This window comes from Paraburkholderia acidisoli, from assembly GCF_009789675.1.
Taxonomy (GTDB): Bacteria; Pseudomonadota; Gammaproteobacteria; order Burkholderiales; family Burkholderiaceae; genus Paraburkholderia; species Paraburkholderia acidisoli.
Window position 1 is genome coordinate 3,097,778 of record NZ_CP046913.1, and the last position, 18,111, is coordinate 3,115,888.

Annotated in this window: 5 protein-coding genes and 1 pseudogene; 3 read left to right on the forward strand and 3 right to left on the reverse strand. The window is 67.5% G+C overall.

The features are described 5' to 3' along the window. Window positions 1-340: 340 nt before the first annotated feature. The 3 genes and pseudogenes from FAZ98_RS13770 (at window position 341) to FAZ98_RS13780 (ending at window position 5,172) form a co-directional block, all read left to right on the forward strand. Complete coding sequence (locus tag FAZ98_RS13770; protein ID WP_158951709.1) at window positions 341-3,553, forward strand: O-linked N-acetylglucosamine transferase family protein; 3,213 nt, start codon at window positions 341-343, stop codon at window positions 3,551-3,553. Window positions 3,554-3,699: 146 nt separating this feature from the next. Continuing rightward, window positions 3,700-4,293, forward strand: a pseudogene (gene cysC / locus FAZ98_RS13775) (adenylyl-sulfate kinase); the annotation flags it as partial. Between the two features lie 45 nt (window positions 4,294-4,338). Next, window positions 4,339-5,172: a hypothetical protein gene (locus FAZ98_RS13780; protein WP_158951711.1), complete on the forward strand. Its 834-nt coding sequence runs from the start codon at window positions 4,339-4,341 to the stop codon at window positions 5,170-5,172. Window positions 5,173-5,280: 108 nt separating this feature from the next. Here FAZ98_RS13780 and FAZ98_RS13785 read toward each other — a convergent pair whose 3' ends face one another. From FAZ98_RS13785 to FAZ98_RS13795, 3 genes are all read right to left on the reverse strand, one after another. Further along, window positions 5,281-7,107 carry an O-linked N-acetylglucosamine transferase, SPINDLY family protein gene (locus FAZ98_RS13785; protein WP_158951712.1) on the reverse strand — a complete coding sequence of 609 codons (1,827 nt, stop codon included), beginning with the start codon at window positions 7,105-7,107 and terminating at the stop codon, window positions 5,281-5,283. A gap of 164 nt (window positions 7,108-7,271) precedes the next feature. Next, a complete protein-coding gene (locus FAZ98_RS13790) occupies window positions 7,272-11,855 on the reverse strand; it encodes a beta strand repeat-containing protein (RefSeq protein WP_158951713.1) in 4,584 nt (1,527 codons plus the stop codon). A gap of 101 nt (window positions 11,856-11,956) precedes the next feature. Continuing rightward, window positions 11,957-17,977, reverse strand: a complete 6,021-nt coding sequence (locus tag FAZ98_RS13795) for a hypothetical protein (protein WP_158951714.1) — start codon at window positions 17,975-17,977, stop codon at window positions 11,957-11,959. Window positions 17,978-18,111: the final 134 nt, after the last annotated feature.

The following is an 18,111-nucleotide window of genomic DNA, read 5'->3' on the forward strand; positions in this document are numbered from 1 at the left end:
TGTGGCGCGCTGTTGTGGCACGTTGTTGTGGCGCGTTGTTGTGGCGCGCTGTTGTGGCACGTTTTTGCGCCGCATTTTTGCGTCCACCAGGGCGCATGTCACACCCAAACCCGCCAAGCCCGCGTCACGCGGGCTTTTTGCTTTCTGCGCGCCGGGCCGCGCCGCGGCCTGCCGTCCGGCGCTTCTTGCCGCGCAATCCGGCCCGTAGCGGGCAGTCGCCGCCTGGCCGAACCCATCAAATTGGCGGACTTTTTGCCCGCACCTCGGCGCATGGGCACCCTCGCCTCGCCATCATAATTCTCACAATTCCCGCATCTGGACGCCGACGCGCGCCTTCGTCATGACCGCTTTTCCCACGTTGACCGACCCCGCCGCGCTCGCCGCCGATGCGATCGGGAAACACGACATCGACCGCGTGATGCAGGTCGCGATCGCGCATCACCGCAAGCAGGAATACGCCGAAGCCGCGGCGCTCTACGCTCAGGTGATCGGCGCCGATGGCGAGCACGTGGATGCCCACTATCACCTTGGCGTGCTTCACCTTCAGCTGGAACAGCACGCCGAGGCGGTGCCGCACTTCGAGATCGTGCTTGGCCAACTGCCGCAAAACGGGCAGATCTGGATCTATTACATCAACGCGCTCGTCGCGAGCGGCCAGCCCGACGCGGCGCGCGCCGCGCTGGAAATCGCCCGGCAACACGGTTTGCCCGACGACGCGGTGCGCACGCTGCTCGCGCGCATCGACGGTGAGGACGAACCTGCCGAAGCGGCGTTGGAAGCGGCTTCGGAACCGGCAGCCGCCGCGGCAACCGAGCCGGCGACCCGCGAGAACGACGCAATCAGCAGCGCCGAAGCCGTCGCCAGTGCCGCCGATGTGGCCGAGACCGCGGATACCGCCGCCACTGCCGACATGGCCGATGCCGCGCCGCCCGTGAGTCTCGACCCGCGCCGCGCCAGCCCGCAGGAACAGCGCCAGCTCCATCAGCTCGTGAGCGCCGGCAAGCTCGACGCGGCGCTCAAGCTCGCCCTCCACCTCACGGAGCAGAACCCCGCGCACGGCGAATGCTGGCTCGATCTCGGACTGATCCAGCAAGCCACGGGCAATTATCGGGACGCCGTCGACACCGGCGAACACGCCGCCCGTTTGCTGCCCAATCACCTGCCCGCTCAAACGCAGTTGTCCGACCGTCTCATCCTCACGCGTCAATATCAACGGGCCAAGGCGCATTGCCTCGAAGCGCTCGAGCGCTTTCCCGAAAGCGCCGCGCTGCATCGCAATCTGGGTTCCGCGCTGCTGGAAATGGGCTCGCCCGACGAAGGTTTCGCGCATCTGCGTCGCGCCACCGAACTGAAGCCGACCGCGATCGAGTACGACACGCTCGCCACCGCAATGGGCCGCCACGGATTGTTCGAGGAAGCCGAAGCCACGTTCCGCCGCGCGCTCGAGATGTCGCCGATGAGCTCGTCGATGCACAGCAACCTGCTGTTTTACGTGATGCACAAGCCGAACTTCAGCGCGGCCGAAGCATTCGCGGAATTCCGCGAGTTTGCGGCGCGTCACGAAGCGCCGCTGGCCGGCCGCACGCCCCGGTTCGCCAACGATCGCAACCCGTCGCGGCGCCTGAAAGTGGGCTTCGTTTCGGGCGATCTGATCAATCACCCGGTCGCGTACTTTTTCCTTTCGGTGCTCGAGCAACTGGTGCAAGACCCGAGCCTGTCGTTGCACATCTATTCGAACTACGTGGTCACCGACGGCTTCACCACGCAGATTCGTCAGCATGCGACGACGTGGACCGAAATCTTCGGGATGTCTAACGAACTCGTGGCGCAGAAGATTCGCGACGACGGCATCGACATTCTCGTCGACCTTTCCGGCCACACCGGCCGCAATCGCCTTGTGGTCTTCGCGCAGCGCGCCGCGCCGGTTCAGGTGAGCTGGATCGGCAATCCCGCCACGACGGGCCTCGACGCCGTCGACTATTACCTGTCGGATCGCTTCGTCACGCCGCTCGACCCGTTCGAAAGCCGTTTCTCGGAAACGCTCGCGTTCCTGCCGGCGCTCGCGCCGTTCAAGCCGCATCCGAAGTCGCCGGACGTGAACGAACTGCCCGCGCTCAAGAACGGCTACATCACCTTCGGCAGCTTCAGCCGCATCGTCAAGATCGGCAAGGAAGTCGTGGCGCTGTGGGCGCGCGTGCTGCGCGAAGTGCCGAACTCGCGCATGCTGATCGGCGCGGTTTCCGCGAAGGATCAGATGGTCCGGCTGATCGAAATGTTCGCGGCGGAAGGGATCGAAGCGAGCCGTGTCAGCTTCCTCGGCCGCGCGAACGTCACGACCTATTTGCAGCAGCACAACCTGATCGACGTCTGCCTCGACACGTTCCCGTTCGGCAATTCGACCACGACCATGCAGGCGCTGTGGATGGGCGTGCCCACCATGACGCTGCCCGGCGATTCGATGGCGAGCCGCAGCAGCACGGGCTGGCTCACGCATCTCGGGCTCGACGCGGCGTTCGTGGCGCAGGACAAGGACGATTTCGTGCACAAGTGCGCGGCGCTCGCCGCCGACCCGGAAGCGCTCGCGGTCGTGCGCCAGGAGTTGCGCGAATACTGCCGCCAGTCGGTGCTGATCGACGCGGGCACGATCTCGCGCGCGGCGGCGCGCGCGTTTCGTATCATGTGGAAGCGCTGGTGCGACGGGCTCGCGCCCGAGCATTTCGAAGTGCTCGCACAGGACGTGGCGCTGGAAGCGCCCATCGACAATCCGGCAGATTCGGCAAGCGCGACGGATTCGGCAAGCGCAGCCAGCGCAGGACAAGCAGCAGAACCGACGCTGCCGACCAACACCAGCCGCCTTCCCGCCGGTATGAAGCCCGTTCGGTTCGTTTGCGGCACGCGCAGCAGCCGCGCAGGGTTCTTCAAGGAAACCGCGCTGGGCCGCTCGCTGATGCTCTACCAGGACCACCCGAGCCTGCAAGTGCAACTCTTCGACGAGAACACGCGCGGCCTCTCCAGCATCTACAACGAGGCGATCGACCACGCCAAAGCGCATCCCGCGATTCTCGTGTTCGTTCACGACGACGTCTGGCTCACCGACAACTTCTGGGACGAGCGCATTCGCGAATCGCTCGCCCATTTCGACATAGTGGGCATTGCCGGCAATCGCCGCCGTCTGCCGCGCCAGCCTGCCTGGTGTTTCGCCTCGAGCCAGCTGGAGTGGGACGACGTGCGATATCTGAGCGGCAGCGTGGGCCACGGCAAGGGCTTCCCGAGCAATAACGTGCGCCGGTTCGGCCCTTCCGGGCAGGCCTGCAAGCTGCTGGACGGCCTGCTGCTGATCGCCGACAGCGAGACGCTCGTAAAACGCAATCTGCGCTTCGACGAGCAGTTCAAGTTCCACTTCTACGACATGGACTTCTGCCGTCAGGCCGAACTCAAGAATCTGCGCATGGGCACCTGGCCGATGAGCGTGGTTCACGAAAGCGTCGGCGCGTTCGGGCCGGACGCCTGGCGCGAAGGCTACGAGCGCTATCTGAACAAATACAAGGACTAATCGCGGCGGGCATCATGGAACAGCTTTCCACGCAACGCTACGCCATCGACGGGACGCCCTTCGGCGAGGCGCCCTATGGCGAGGCGCCCTTTGGCGAGGCGCCTTTCGGCGAGGCAACGAGCGCGCTCGCGCCGAACCTCACGCCCAACGTGCACTGGCAAAGCGTCGAGATCGACAAGCTCGCCCGTGCAAAGCTCAAGGCGCAGCGGCCCGCCGCGCTCTGGCTCACGGGCTTGTCGGGCGCGGGGAAATCGACCATCGCCAATCTCGTCGAGCAGAAGCTCCACGCGATGGGCCGCCACACCTATCTGCTCGACGGCGACAACGTGCGTCACGGCCTGTGCAAGGACCTCGGTTTCAGCGCCGCCGACCGCTCGGAGAACATCCGCCGCGCGGGCGAAGTGGCGCGGCTGATGGTCGATGCGGGTTTGATCGCGATCGTGGCCTTCATCTCGCCGTTTCGCGCCGAACGCGAAGCCGCGCGCCGTCTGTTCGAGGCGGGCGAGTTCGTCGAAATTTTCGTGGATACGCCGCTCGCGGTCGCCGAGGCGCGCGATCCCAAAGGCCTCTACAAGAAGGCGCGGCGCGGCGAGCTGAAGAACCTCACCGGCATCGACTCGCCCTACGACACGCCCGAGAGCCCCGAACTGCGCATCGACACGACACGGCTCACGCCGGAAGACGCCGCCGACGGCGTCGTGGCGTATCTGCGCGCGAACGGTTTGCTGCGCGTCGCCTGAGCGCACCCGAGCGCCCCTGAGCGCCCCTCACTCAAACGTCACAGCATGAAGCACGCGGTCCATCAGATCTTCTATTCGCCGGAAACGCAGGCGCTGCTCGACGCCGGCTTCATCGCGCTCGACAACACCGGGCAGCGCCCCGACTGGTACGAGTACGGGCCGATCCGCCGCTTTCTGCTGAACCAGCCGCTCGCGCCCGACACGCGCTACGGTTTTCTGTCGCCGAAATTCGGTCAGAAGACCGGGCTCACCGCCGCGCAGGTCAACGCGTTCCTCGACGCCACGCCCGACGACGTGGACGTCGTCACGTTCTCGCCGTACTTCAGCAACGCGGCGTTCTTCAAGAACGTGTTCGAACAGGCGGAGTTCTGGCATCCCGGCATCATGCGCACGGTGGGCGAGGCGGTCGCGCTCGCGGTGCCCGGCGTGAACGAAACCCTGCTCACGCACGGCCTGCTGATGAGTTCCGCGCAAACGGTATTCTGCAATTACTTCGTCGCGAAGCCGCGCTTCTGGCAACGCTGGTTCCAGCTTTGCGAAGTGATCTTCCAGTGCGCGGAGTCGGGCCGCGGCGATCTCGCGCAACGGCTGAACGCGCCCACGCAATACGTGCCGCCCACGCCGGCCAAGATCTTCGCGATCGAGCGCATGGTCTCGCTGCTGTTGTGTCTGGAATCGCAAAACTGGAAGATCCGCAACTACAACCCGATGCAACTGGTGGCGGACAACGGTTTGCTGAACGGCCGCTTTCGCGACGAAATGCCGACGCTGGACGCGCTGAAACAGTCGGCGCTGAGCACGGGGTTCAAGGAGTATGTCGAGCGCTTCGTGGCGCTGCGCGGCACGCTGATCGAGCGGGCCCGGCAAGGCCAGGCGTAGCGGCGTTCGTGCGCGCGCACCGCCACGCGCCGGACCGCGGTTTCATCCGCGCGCTGAGTCGCACCGCCGGGCCGGAAGGCCGCCGTTCCGGCCCTCCCACCGCTGGCCTCAGCCGAGGCCGCGCACCAGTTCCTTGAAGCGCTCCTCGAGATTGCGCGCGAAACGCGGCGTATCGAACAACGCGCCGCTTTCCTTCGTCTGCGCAAGCGAGGCGCGCAGGCGCGGCAGTTCGCCGGGCGTGAGCGCCAGCGCGACGGCCTTCTCTTCGTAATCCTGCAGATTGGTGGTGATGAGTTCGCTCAGGCCCGCCGCGGTCAGCAGCGCGCCCGCCATGCGCGCCGCGAACGAGCGGCCCGAGCAGGTCACGAGCGGCAGGCCGGCCCACAGCGCGTCGTTGGCCGTGGTGCCCGCGTTGAACGGGAACGAGTCGAGGAACAGATCGGCCATGCTCAGGCGCGTGAGGAACATTTCCGGCCACGTACGCGTCGCGAACACGAGACGGCTGCCGTCCACGCCGCGCGCCTGCGCTTCCTTGCGCAGGTTCGCCTCGGCCCAGCGGTTATCCGAAAGCAGCCACAGCACGCTGCCCGGCACGCGCTTGAGCACCTTCATCCAGACGTCGAACATGTCCGGCGTGAACTTGTAGTTGTTGTTGAACGAGCAGAACACCACGCCGTCTTGCGGCAGGCCCAGACTCTCGCGCGACGGCGCTTCCGCCAGCGTGCGCTTGCGGTCGCTCACCTGGTAGATGTCCGGCATGTAGAGCGGCTTTTCCGAGTAGTACTGCGCGTACTTCGGCGGAATCAGGTATTCGTCGGCGATCACGTAGTCGATAAACGGAAAGCCCGTGGTGGCCGGCAGACCGAGATAGGTGATCTGCACGGGCGCCGGGCGCGCCGAGAGAATGTCGGGGCGCGCGCCGAAGGTCTGGCCTTGCAGATCCACCAGAATGTCGATTTCCTGCTCGCGGATCAGGCGCGCCACCTCGGCGTCGCTCATCTGGTCGATGCGCCGGTAGTGGTCCATCGACTGGACTACGCGCTGGCGCAGCGCCGAGCCGTCTTCGGGCGACCAGCAATAGCCGAAGACTTCGAACTGCTCGCGATCGTGCAATTCGAACAGCTGCACCATCAGCATGGAAACCGGATGCAGGCTGAAGTCGGACGACAGATAGCCGATGCGCAGCTTCTCGTGCCCATAGCCGCGCCGCTCCGAAAGCGCGGGCAGAGTCAGGTTGACCTTGTTGTCGACGTAATGCCGCGCGGCGATCAGTTGCGCCTCGGGGTCGTCGGACTGCGAGATCATTGCCAGCGCCGAGGTGGACTGGTACATCAACGCGGGGTCGACGCCCGGCGGCACGGCATAGACCGGCCACTCGCACATCTTCGCGCGCAGGAACACCCAGTGATGCAGCACGTCGGTCTGGTTCGGATCGACTTCCAGGCTCTTGCGCAGCCATTCGAGCGCGTCGCCGTACTGGCGCTCGTTCTCGAACAGGCGCGCGAGATTGTTCATCGCCATGAGCCGGTACGAAGCGTTTTCCGTGTCGTTCGGCGACACCGTGTTCGCCACCCACTGCCACTCCGCCAGCGCCGACTGCGGCTGCTTCAGCCGCTCGTACACGAGACCGAGGTTGAAGTGCGGTTGCACGAACGCGGGCGCGAGGTCCACCGCGCTGCGGTACGCGCGCCGCGCGTCTTCGAGCCGGCCCATGCGGTCGAACGACGTGCCGAGATTGAACAGGACGAAGTGATTGAACGCTGTCGTGTTGTGGTCGATCCACGTCTGATACAGCACCACCGAAAGTTCGTGCAGCCCGGCACTCGTCAGACGACTGCCGTAATCGATCAGGTCGGTGAGCGACAAGGTGCCTCGCCACGCGGCCTGGACCCTGCTTGCGTATTCGGTTTCGATGGGGACGATCGGCTGGTTCATGATGCTGCGGACGATGGCGGCTGCGGAAGAAGCGGCGAAAGGGTGCGATGAAACGAGGTGCGATAACGGGGGCGCGATGAAACGCGGGCCAGATGAAGCCAGCCGGCGCACAGCGGCGGCCGGCCCATGATGCCATGGGCCGGCTCGTGAGAGCGTAGCTTAACTTAAAGGTTCAACGCCTGGATCTGCGCAGAGGTCAGTCCCGAGGTGTTGATCGCCGACACCTGCTGCGACGTCAGGGCGGCGACGTCGCTGGTGTTGAGCGCCAGCACCTGATTCGAGCTGAGCGCCGCCAGTTCGGTGGTCGTGAGCGAGGCGATCTGCGTCGAGCTCAGGGCGCCGATCGCCGAGGAGCTGATCGCGCGAACCTGCGCCGTGCTCAGCGAGTTCAGCTGCGTGGAGCTGAGCGACTGCACCTGGCCGGAGCCGAGCGAGGCGACCTGCGACGGGCGCAGCGCCGCCAGTTGCGGCAGGCTCATGGCGCCGATCTCGTCGGTCGTGAGCGTTTGCAGCTGGCTCGACGAGAGTGCGCCGATCTCGGTCGTGGTCAGCGCCTGCACCTGCGACGAGCTGAGCGCGCCAATGCCGTTCGAACCCAGCGCGACGATCTGCGCGGTGCGCAGCGCACGGAGCTGATCCGTGGTGAAGGCCTGCACTTGCGGCGCCTGCAGATTAGCCAGTTCCGACGAACTCAGCCCGGCGAGCTGCGCCGTGCCGAGCGAGGCGATCTGGTCGGTCGTGAGCGACGACACGCCGTTCGAACCGAGCGCGGTGATCTGCGCGGTGCTCAGCGCGGCGATGCCGGTCGTGCCGAGCGCCTGCACCTGATCCGAGGTCAGCGTGGCGAGCTGCGTGTTCTTGAGGCCTTGCAGCTGGGTCGTGCTGAGCGCGGCGATATCGCCGGTCGACAGCGACTGCAACTGGGTCGACGTCATCGCGTTCAGCGCGTTGGTCGTCAAGCCCGCGACCTGGGTCGAGGTCAGCGCGCCCACGCCGTTCGAGCCGAGCGCGACGATCTGCGCGGTCTTCAGCGCCTGCAGCTGGCCGCTGCTCAGCGCCTGGATCTGGTTCGAGCCCAGGTTGGCCAGTTGCGTGGTGCTGAGGCCTGCGATCTGCGTCGTGGTCAGCGCGACCACGTCGCCCGAGCTGAGGTACGAGAGCTGCGTCGAGGTCAGCGCGTTGAGCGCGGCCGTGCTCAACGACTGGACCTGGCCCGAGCTGAGCGCGGCCACGCCGCTCGAACCCAGCGCGACCACCTGGGCGGTCTTCAGCGCGGCGATGTCGGCGTTCGAGAGCGCGGCGACCTGATCGGTCGTGAGACCGGACACTTCGCTGGCCGTGAGGCTCGCGATCTGCGCCGTGCCGAGCGTCTGGATCTGGTCCGTGGTCAGCGCGGAAATGCCGTTCGAGCCCATGCCCGCGATCTGCGCCGTGCCCAGCGCGCTCACGTTGGCGCCGAGCGCGGCGATCTGGTCGGCGCTCAGTTGCGAGAGCTGCGTCGTGCTCAGGCCGGCGATCTGGCTCGTGGTCAGCGCGCTGACGTCGTCCGTGCTCAGGTAGGTGACCTGGGCCGAAGTCAGCGCGTTCAGACCGGCCACGGAAAGCGACTGGATCTGACCGCTCGTGAGCGCGTTCACGCCCGCCGAACCGAGCGCGGCGACCTGCATGGTGCCGAGCGCGGCAACGTCGGTGTTGGTGAGCGCCTGGATCTGGTCGGTCGTGAGGCCGGCCATTTCGCTGGCCGTGAGGCCCGCGATCTGGGCGGTGCCGAGCGCCTGGATCTGGCCGCTCGTCATCGCCGAAACGTTGTTCGAACCGAGCGCGCCGATCTGCGCCGCGCTCAGCGACTGCACGTTGTCGCCCAGCGCGATCACCTGATCGGTCGTCAGGCTGGCAATCTGACGCGTGCCCAGCGCGGCGATCTGGTTCGTGCCGAGCGCGGCGATGTCGTCGGTGCTCAGCGACTGCACTTCGCTCGCCGTCAGGCCCTTCAGCGCGGCCGTGGTGAGCGACTGCACCTGGTCGGAACCGAGCGCGCTCGTGCCCGTCGAGCCGAGCGCCGTGACTTGCGCCGCGCTCAGCGCACCGGCGCCGGCCGTGCCGAACGCGCGGATTTCGTCGGTGGTCAGCACGCCGATCTGGCGCGTGCTGAGCGACGCGATCTGCGAGGTCAGCAGTTCGGAGATACCCGTCGTGCCGAGCGCGGCGACCTGCGTCGAGCTCATTGCGTTGAGCTGCGTGGCCGTGAGCGTCGGCATCTGCGTCGAGGTCAGCGCGGCGACGTTCGCCGTGCCGAGCGCGACGATCTGCGCGGTGCTCAGCTTCACGAGGTCGGTGGTCGTGAAGGCCTGCATCTGCGTGGTCGTGAGCGTGGCGACCTGCTTCGTGCTCAGGCCGGCGACCTGCGCCGTCGAGAGAATCGAGATGTCGTCGGTCGAGAGCGTCTGCAACTGCGCCGTCGTCAGCGCGTTGAGCGTGGCGGCGCCGAAGCTCGCGATCTCGGTGGTCGTGAACGCCGCGATGCCCGCGGTGCCCAGCGCGACGATTTGCGCCGTCTTCAGCGCGGCGACGTCGGCCGTCGTCAGCGCCTGCAACTGGCCCGAACCCATCGAGGCCAGTTCGGCGGCGTTCAAACCGGCGATCTGGTTGGTCTTGAGCGCGTGAACCTGGTCGGTCGTCAGGTTCGACATGTTGGCCGTGCCCAGCGCGCCGATCTGCGCCGCGCTCAGGCTCTGGATGCCGGCGCTGCCGAGCGCCACGGCTTGCGCCGAGCCGAGGTTCGAGATCTGCGTGGTGTTCAGACCGGCGAGCTGCTTCGTGGTGAGCGCCGCGATGGCTGCCGTCGAGAGCGTCTGCAACTGCGTCGACGTCATGGCGTTCAGGCTCGCCGTGCTCAGCGCGCGCACTTCGTCGGTGGTCAGCGCGCCCACGCCCGCGTCGCCGAGCGCGCCGATCTGCGCCGTCTTCAGGGCGGCGATTTCGGCGGTCGAGAGCGACTGGATCTGGGTGGTCGTCAGCGAGGCGATCGTGGCCGTGTTCAGGCCCGCGATCTGGCTCGTCTTGAGCGCCTGGAGCTGGTTCGAGCCGAGGCCTTGCAGCGTGGCCGCGCTCAGCGCGTTCAGCTGCGTCGTGCTCAGGGCCTGCACGCCCGAGCTGCCGAGCGCCACGGCCTGGGCCGAGCTCAGGTAGCTGATGTGCGCCGTGTTCAGGCCCACGAGCTGCTTCGTGCTGAACGCGGCGATGCTGTCGGTCGACAGCGTCTGCACCTGGTTCGAGCTGAGCGCGTTGAGGCTCGACGTGCTCAGCGAGCGCACCTGGTTCGTGCTCAGTGCGGTGACGTCGAGCGCCGAGACCTGCACGGTCTTCAGCGCCGCGATGTCGGCGGTCTGCACGGCGCGCAGTTGCGCCGCCGTGAGATTCGTCAGTTGCGCGGTGGTGAGGCCGGTGATCTGGCTCGTCTTCAGCGCCTGGATTTCGTCGGTGCTCAAGCCCGCCAGCGCCGCCGTACCCAGCGCGCCGAGCTGCGTGGCGCTCAATTGCTGGATGTTGGCGGTGCCGAACGCCTGGACTTGCGTCGAGGTGAGATTGGCCACCTGGCTGGTGTTCAGACCGCTGATCTGCGTGGTGCGCAACGCCGCCACGTCGCTCGTGCTCATGGACTGCAACTGCGTCACGCTGAGCGCGTTCAGCTCGGTCGCCGTCAGCGCCTGCGCCTGGGTCGTGCTGAGCGAGGCGATCGCCGCCGTGCTCAAGGACGCCACCTGCGCCGTCTTCAGCGCGGCCAGCACCGAGGTCGACAACACCTGGGCCTGACTGCCGCTCAGGTTCGAAAGCTGGGCGGTGCTCAGCCCGGAAAGCTGGTTGGTCTGCAGCGCCGAGATCTGCGTCGTGGTGAAGCTGGCCAGACTGGCCGCGCCCATCTGCGTCGCGCTCATGGCGCGCAGGTCGGCGGTACCGAGCGCCTGCGTTTGCGTCGAGGTCAGATGCGCGATCTGCGCCGTCGCGAGATTCGCGACCTGCGAGGTGCGCAACGCCGCGATATCGGCGGTCGACAGCACCTGCAACTGCGCCGCGCCGAGCGCGTTGAGTTCCGCGCCCGTCATGGCCTGGACTTGCGCCGTCGTCAGCGCGGCCACCTGAGCGGTGCCGAGCGCCGAGACCTGCGCGGTATTCAATGCGGCGATGAATGCCGTCGACAAGGCCCGGATCTCCGTGGAGCCGAGATTGGTCATGACGGCCTTCAGACCCGCGATCTGCGTGGTCCGAAGCGCCTGCAACTGCGAGGTGGTCAGCGCGGCGACGCCCGCCGACCCCAACGCGTTCAATTGCGCCGTGCTCAGCACGGCGACACCGGTCGTACCCAGCGCCTGGATCTGCGCGCTGGTGAGATTCTTGATCTGCGCCGTACCGAGGCCGGCCAGCTGGGCGGTGCCCAGCGCGGCCACATCGGCGGTGGACAGATTTTGCAGCGCCGAACCGCTCAACGCGTTCAACTGCGTCGCTTTCAGCGCGCCGACTTCAGCCGTCGATAACCCGCTCACCTGATCCGCGCTGAGCATCGCCATGGCGGCCGGGCTCAGCGAGACGATCGACGAAGGCGCGAGCGCGCCGAGCTGGCTACTGCTCAGCCCGGCTACGTCCGCCGTCGTCAGAGCCGCGACATCCGCGGTCGTCATACGGGAAAACTGCGAGGTCGTCAGCACCGCCACCTGGGCGGCCGTGAGCGAAGAAATGATGGATGAAGTCATGACAATAAGGCTTCCTGGTCGCCTCGAAACATCGCCCCGGCGCCCGGACGACCGCTAGCGGTCGTCCGGAGGTGCCGAGGCGATGCGGCTACGGCGATGGCTTAGAAAGTCAGGTACTGGACGTTGGTCGTACCCAAAGCCGCGAGCTGCGCCGAGGTCAGCGACTGCACCTGATTGGTCGTCAGGGACGAGAGCTGGTCGGTCGTCAGACCCTGGATCTGCACGGTGTTCAGGCCGGCGACCTGGTTCGTCTTCAGCTCCGTGATACCCGTCGTGCCGAGCGCCTGCAGGTTCGTCGTGCCCAGACCGTTCAGCTGGGCCGTCGTCAGCGCGCCGATATCGGACGTCGACGTGGTCAGCTGGACGACCTGATCCGTCGTCAGGCTTTGCAGCGTGGCGGCGTTCAGACCCGCGATCTGGCTCGTCTTCAGCGCGGCGACTCCCGTCGTGCCGAGGGCTTGCAGGTTCGTGGTGCCGAGGCCGTTCAGCTGCGCCGTCGTCAGCGCGCCGAGGTCGGTCGTGCCGAGCGAGCCGATCTGGTCGGTCGTCAGACCTTGCAGCGCGGCGGTGCTCAGACCGGCGACCTGGTTCGTCTTCAGCGCGGCGATACCCGTCGTGCCGAGGGCTTGCAGGTTCGTCGTGCCCAGACCGTTCAGCTGCGCCGTCGTCAGCGCGCCGAGATCCGTCGTGCCGAGCGAGCCGATCTGGTCGGTCGTCAGGCCTTGCAGGCTGGCCGTGCTCAGACCCGCGACTTGCGACGTGCTCAGTGCCGCGACGCCGGTCGTACCGAGCGCCTGCAGGTTAGCCGTGCCCATCGCGTTCAGCTGCGCCGTCGACAGTGCCGAGACTTCCGTCGTCGTCAGCGCCGCCAGGTTCGTCGTGCCGAGGCCGGCGAGCTGTGCCGTCGTCAGGGCGTGGACGCCCGTCGTGCCCAGCGCGTCGATCTGGTCCGTCGTCAGGTTCTGCAGCGTAGCCGTCGTCAGACCGGCGACCTGGTTCGTCTTCAGCGCGGCGATACCCGTCGTGCCGAGGGCTTGCAGGTTCGTCGTGCCCAGACCGTTCAGCTGCGCCGTCGTCAGTGCGCCGAGATCCGTCGCGCCGAGCGAGCCGATCTGGTCCGTCGTCAGGCTTTGCAGCGTAGCGGTGCTCAGACCGGCGACCTGGTTCGTCTTCAGCGCGGCGATACCCGTCGTGCCGAGGGCTTGCAGGTTCGTCGTGCCGAGGCCGTTCAGCTGCGCCGTCGTGAGCGCGCCGAGGTCGGTCGTGCCGAGCGAGCCGATCTGATCCGTCGTCAGGCCTTGCAGCGTGGCCGTGCTCAGACCCGCCACCTGGCCGGTCGTCAGGGCGGCGACGCCCGTCGTGCCCAGCGCTTGCAGGTTGGTCGTGCCCAGACCGTTCAGCTGTGCCGTCGTCAGTGCCGCGACGTCGGTCGTGCCGAGCGAGCCGATCTGGTCGGTCGTCAGGCCTTGCAGGCTGGCCGTGCTCAGACCCGCCACTTGCGACGTGCTCAGCGCAGCCACGCCGGTCGTGCCGAGGGCTTGCAGGTTAGCCGTGCCCATCGCGTTCAGCTGCGAGGTGGACAGCGCCGAGACTTCCGTCGTCGTCAGCGCGGCCAGGTTCGTCGTGCCGAGACCCGAGAGCTGTGCCGTGGTCAGCGCGTGGATGTCCGCCGTGCCCAGCGCGTCGATCTGATCCGTCGTCAGGCTTTGCAGCGTCGCCGTCGTGAGACCGGCGATCTGGTTCGTCTTCAGCGCGGCGATACCCGTCGTGCCGAGGGCTTGCAGATTCGTCGTGCCCAGACCGTTCAACTGCGCCGTCGTGAGCGCGCCGAGGTCGGTCGTGCCGAGCGAGGCGATCTGATCCGTCGTCAGGCCTTGCAGCGTGGCCGTATTCAGACCGGCGATCTGGTTCGTCTTCAGCGCGGCGATACCCGTCGTGCCGAGCGCTTGCAGGTTCGTCGTGCCAAGGCCGTTCAGTTGCGCCGTCGTCAGCGCGGCCACATCCGTCGTGCCGAGCGAGCTGACCTGGTCGGTCGTCAGACCTTGCAGGGCGGCCGTGCTCAGGCCAGCCACCTGGCCGGTCGTCAGGGCGGCGACGCCCGTCGTGCCCAGCGCTTGCAGGTTGGTCGTGCCGAGGCCGTTCAGCTGGGCCGTCGTCAGGGCGGCGACGTCGGTCGTGCCGAGCGAGCCGATCTGGTCGGTCGTCAGGCCTTGCAGGCTGGCCGTGCTCAGACCCGCCACTTGCGACGTGCTCAGCGCAGCCACGCCCGTCGTGCCGAGGGCTTGCAGGTTAGCCGTGCCCATTGCGTTCAGCTGCGCCGTCGAGAGACCGGTGATTTCGGTCGTCGTCAGGGCCGCCAGGTTCGTCGTGCCCAGGCCGGCGAGCTGTGCCGTCGTCAGGGCGTGAATGCCCGACGTGCCCAGTGCGTCGATCTGATCCGTGGTCAGGCTTTGCAGCGTAGCCGTCGTCAGACCGGCGAGCTGGTTCGTCTTCAGCGCGGCGACGCCCGTCGTGCCGAGGGCTTGCAGGTTCGTCGTGCCAAGGCCGTTCAGCTGCGCCGTCGTCAGCGCGCCGAGGTCGGTCGTGCCGAGCGAGCCGATCTGCTCCGTCGTCAGGCCTTGCAGCGTGGCCGTATTCAGACCCGCCACCTGGTTGGTCTTGAGCGCGGCGACGCCCGTCGTGCCGAGGGCTTGCAGGTTGGTCGTGCCGAGGCCGTTCAGCTGTGCCGTCGTGAGTGCGGCAACGTCAGTCGTGCCGAGCGAGCCGACCTGATCCGTCGTCAGGCCTTGCAGCGCGCCCGTGCTCAGACCCGCCACCTGGCCGGTCGTCAGGGCGGCGACGCCCGTCGTGCCCAGCGCTTGCAGGTTGGTCGTGCCCAGACCGTTCAGCTGGCCCGTCGTGAGTGCGGCCACGTCGGTCGTGCCGAGCGAGCCGATCTGGTCGGTGGTCAGGCCTTGCAGGCTGGCCGTGCTCAGGCCGGCGACCTGGGCCGTCGTCAGGGCGGCCACGCCGGTCGTGCCGAGGGCTTGCAGGTTAGCCGTGCCCATCGCGTTCAGCTGCGACGTCGAGAGGCCGGTGATTTCCATCGTCGTCAGCGCGGCGAGGTTCGTCGTGCCCATACCCGCGAGCTGCGCCGTCGTCAGGGCGTGGACGCCCGTCGTGCCCAGCGCGTCGATCTGGTCCGTCGTCAGGTTTTGCAGCGTGGTCGCGCTCAGACCGGCGACCTGGTTCGTCTTCAGCGCGGCGATGCCCGTCGTGCCCAGCGCTTGCAGGTTCGTCGTGCCGAGGCCGTTCAGCTGCGCCGTCGTCAGCGCGCCGAGGTCGGTCGTGCCGAGCGAGCCGATCTGGTCGGTCGTCAGGCCTTGCAGCGTAGCCGTGCTCAGACCCGCCACCTGGCTCGTCTTGAGCGCGGCGATACCCGTCGTGCCCAGTGCTTGCAGGTTGGTCGTGCCGAGGCCGTTCAGCTGCGCCGTCGTCAGCGCGGCAACATCCGTCGTGCCGAGCGAGCCGACCTGGTCGGTCGTCAGGCTTTGCAGCGCGGCCGTGTTCAGACCCGCCACCTGGCCGGTCGTCAGGGCGGCGACGCCCGTCGTGCCCAGCGCCTGCAGGTTGGTCGTGCCGAGGCCGTTCAGCTGCGCCGTCGTGAGTGCTGCCACGTCGGTCGTGCCGAGCGAGCCGATCTGGTCCGTCGTCAGGCCTTGCAGCGCTGCCGTGCTCAGACCCGCGACTTGCGCCGTGCTCAGCGCAGCCACGCCGGTCGTGCCGAGCGCCTGCAGGTTAGCCGTGCCCATCGCGTTCAGCTGCGAGGTGGACAGCGCCGAGACTTCCGTCGTCGTCAGCGCGGCGAGGTTCGTCGTGCCGAGACCGGCGAGTTGCGCCGTCGTCAGCGCATGGATGCCCGAGGTGCCCAGTGCGTCGATCTGGTCGGTCGTCAGGTTTTGCAGCGTGGCCGTGCTCAGACCCGCGATCTGGTTCGTCTTCAGCGCGGCGATACCCGTCGTGCCGAGGGCTTGCAGGTTGGTCGTGCCCAGACCGTTCAGCTGCGCCGTCGTGAGCGCGCCGAGGTCGGTCGCGCCGAGCGAGCCGATCTGGTCCGTCGTCAGGCCTTGCAGCGTGGCCGTGCTCAGGCCCGCGACCTGGTTCGTCTTCAGCGCGGCGATACCGGTCGTGCCGAGCGCTTGCAGGTTCGTCGTGCCAAGGCCGTTCAGCTGCGCCGTCGTCAGCGCGGCAACATCCGTCGTGCCGAGCGAGCCGATCTGATCCGTCGTCAGGCCTTGCAGGCTGGCCGTGCTCAGACCCGCCACTTGCGCCGTGCTCAGCGCAGCCACACCCGTCGTGCCGAGGGCTTGCAGGTTAGCCGTGCCCATTGCGTTCAGCTGCGCCGTGGACAGCGCCGAGACTTCCGTCGTCGTCAGCGCGGCCAGGTTGGTCGTGCCGAGGCCGGCCAGTTGCGAGGTCGTCAGCGCGTGGATGCCCGAGGTGCCCAGCGCGTCGATCTGGTCGGTCGTCAGGTTTTGCAGCGAGGCCGTGCTCAGACCCGCGAGCTGGTTCGTGTGCAGCTCCGAGACACCGGTTGTGCCCAGCGCTTGCAGGTTCGTCGTGCCGAGGCCGTTCAGCTGCGCCGTCGTCAGCGCGCCCACGTCGGTCGCGCCCATCGACGTGATCTGGTCCGTCGTCAGGCTTTGCAGCGTGGCCGTGCTCAGGCCCGCGACCTGGTTCGTCTTCAGCGCGGCGACACCGGTCGTGCCCAGCGCTTGCAGGTTGGTCGTGCCGAGGCCGTTCAGCTGCGCCGTCGTCAGTGCCGCGACGTCGGTCGTGCCGAGCGAGCCGATCTGGTCGGTCGTCAGGCCTTGCAGCGCGGCCGTGCTCAGGCCAGCGACCTGGTTCGTCTTCAGTGCCGCGACGCCCGTCGTGCCGAGGGCTTGCAGGTTCGTCGTGCCGAGGCCGTTCAGTTGCGCCGTCGTCAGCGCGGCAACATCCGTCGTGCCGAGCGAGCCGATCTGGTCCGTCGTCAGGCCTTGCAGGCTGGCCGTGCTCAGGCCGGCGACCTGCGAGGTCGTCAGCGCGGCGGCGCCCGTCGTGCCCAGCGCCTGCAGGTTAGCCGTGCCCATGGCGTTCAGCTGGGCCGTGGACAGTGCCGTGACTTCCGTCGTCGTCAGGGCGGCGAGGTTGGTCGTGCCGAGGCCGACCAGTTGCGCCGTCGTCAGCGCGTGGATGCCCGAGGTGCCCAGTGCGTCGATCTGGTCCGTCGTCAGGCTTTGCAGCGCGGCCGTGCTCAGACCCGCGAGCTGGTTCGTGTGCAGCTCCGAAACCCCGGTCGTGCCCAGCGCTTGCAGGTTGGTCGTGCCGAGGCCGTTCAGCTGCGCCGTCGTCAGCGCGCCCACTTCGGTCGCGCTCATCGACGTGATCTGGTCGGTGGTCAGACCTTGCAGCGTGGCCGTGCTCAGACCCGCGACCTGGTTCGTCTTCAGCGCGGCGATGCCGGTCGTGCCGAGCGCCTGCAGGTTGGTCGTGCCGAGGCCGTTCAGCTGCGCCGTCGTCAGCGCGGCCACGTCGGTCGTGCTCAGCGAGCCGACCTGATCCGTCGACAGGTTCTGCAGGCTGGCCGTGTTCAGGCCGGCGACCTGCGAGGTCGTCAGCACGGAAACGCCCGCGGTGCCGAGCGCCTGGAGGCTGGTCGCGTTCAGGCCGGACAGTTGCGCCGTGCTCAGCGCCTGCACGTCGGTTTGCAGCGCGCCCAGCGCCTGGATGTTGGTCGTGCCGAGGCTGTTCAGCTGGCCCGTCGACAGCATCTTGAGCTGGACGGTCTGCAGAACGCCGATCTGGTTGGTGGTCAGGCCGACGAGCGCGTTCGTCGCGAGCGCCGCCATCTGGGAGGTCGAGAGATCCTTGATCTGGTCCGTCGTCAAACCGGCCAGCTGCGAGCTGGCCAGATTCGCGACGGCCGCCGTGCTCAGACTCACGATGTACGACGCGTTGATCGAGGCGAGCTGACTCGTTTGCAGCTGCGCGATGTCAGCCGTGGTCAGCGCCGCGATATCGGCGGTTCCCATCTGCGAGAACTGCGTCGTAGTTAGCGCGCCGACCTGAGCGGGCGACAGCGACGAAATGATGGATGTCATGACTTATATCTTTTAATTGGTTCCCCGGCCACCGCACTCCGACCCGACGCGCTTTGCGTGCAGGGCCATGGCCACCATGCGAGAAACGTCCCGCCCCGTAGTGCTCTCGACGAGCTCCCAGATACCAATGAAAT

Excerpts from the sequence above, each read along its gene's own strand:
- FAZ98_RS13770 (WP_158951709.1), top strand. The coding sequence starts at position 341 with ATGACCGCTTTTCCCACGTTGACCGACCCCGCCGCGCTCGCCGCCGAT.
- FAZ98_RS13780 (WP_158951711.1), top strand. The coding sequence starts at position 4,339 with ATGAAGCACGCGGTCCATCAGATCTTCTATTCGCCGGAAACGCAGGCG.
- FAZ98_RS13785 (WP_158951712.1), bottom strand. The coding sequence starts at position 7,107 with ATGAACCAGCCGATCGTCCCCATCGAAACCGAATACGCAAGCAGGGTC.
- FAZ98_RS13790 (WP_158951713.1), bottom strand. The coding sequence starts at position 11,855 with ATGACTTCATCCATCATTTCTTCGCTCACGGCCGCCCAGGTGGCGGTG.
- FAZ98_RS13795 (WP_158951714.1), bottom strand. The coding sequence starts at position 17,977 with ATGACATCCATCATTTCGTCGCTGTCGCCCGCTCAGGTCGGCGCGCTA.